This is a genomic window from Cryobacterium sp. MLB-32, assembly GCF_000738085.1.
Lineage (GTDB): Bacteria > Actinomycetota > Actinomycetes > Actinomycetales > Microbacteriaceae > Cryobacterium.
Genome location: NZ_JPRS01000788.1, coordinates 1 through 772, shown reverse-complemented (window position 1 = coordinate 772; position 772 = coordinate 1). Strand labels below are relative to the sequence as shown.

Here is a 772-nt window from a genome sequence, read left to right as displayed (position 1 = left end):
TCAACATTCCGCCGAGAGGGGGCCGGCGAACTGATTGGCGGTGAGCTCGACCGCATAAAGGCGTCCGTTGGCGCGGGAGAGCTGATCTCTCTGCACGATCTGCGGGAGGATCGATTGCGCCGACGTGTCGTAGATCGTTTCCGAGACGCCTACAAGGAATGCCACGCAATAGAGCGCCCAGATCGAACTGATGCCCAGAAGCAGGACGGCAACCAGCGCGAGGAGGAGGATCGCTCGGACGAGATTCGCGACGAGCATCAGCGTCCGCCGGTCCAGCCGATCGGCCAGAGCCCCAGCTGTCAGCGCGAAGACAAGCCAGGGCAGTCTCGCGGCGACAACGAGTCCGGCTATGAGCGACGGTGATTGGGTCAGCTGGATTGCGACCAGGGGCAGTGCGATGCTGAACACCCCGTCGGCGAGGTTGGAGAACCCGGAGGACGTCCATAGTTTCCAGTAGGACGAACCCAGCGGCATGGGGTGAGGGTGTCTGCTGCGGGGAACCATCTGCTCACTCTGACAGGGTGATTGAGAAACTTCAAGGTGATTGGATTAAATACATCAGACGGTAGGATTGCCATATGACGGAGGAACAACCGACGGCCATGGACACTAAGAATCCGTCCGCGAGCGCCCGCGAGATCAAGGCTTTGGCGCACCCTCTCCGTCTGAGGATCTTGCGGTTGTGCGGGCTCCATGAGCTCACGAACAAGCAGCTCGCGGATCGACTTGCCCAGGACCCGGGTACGGTGCTGTATCACGTCAGGCAACTACA

General features: G+C 60.6%; 2 protein-coding genes. One reads left to right on the top strand and one right to left on the bottom strand.

Going from position 1 to position 772, the window contains the following annotated elements; all coding sequences use genetic code 11:
* A complete protein-coding gene (locus JF66_RS21405) occupies positions 1-474 on the bottom strand; it encodes an MFS transporter (RefSeq protein WP_231556558.1) in 474 nt (157 codons plus the stop codon).
* Between the two features lie 104 nt (positions 475-578).
* Here JF66_RS21405 and JF66_RS21400 point away from each other — a divergent pair.
* Positions 579-772: winged helix-turn-helix domain-containing protein (locus tag JF66_RS21400; protein WP_035881049.1), on the top strand; the 194-nt coding region annotated here is incomplete at its 3' end.

Excerpts from the sequence above, each read along its gene's own strand:
- JF66_RS21405 (WP_231556558.1), bottom strand. The coding sequence starts at position 474 with ATGCCGCTGGGTTCGTCCTACTGGAAACTATGGACGTCCTCCGGGTTC.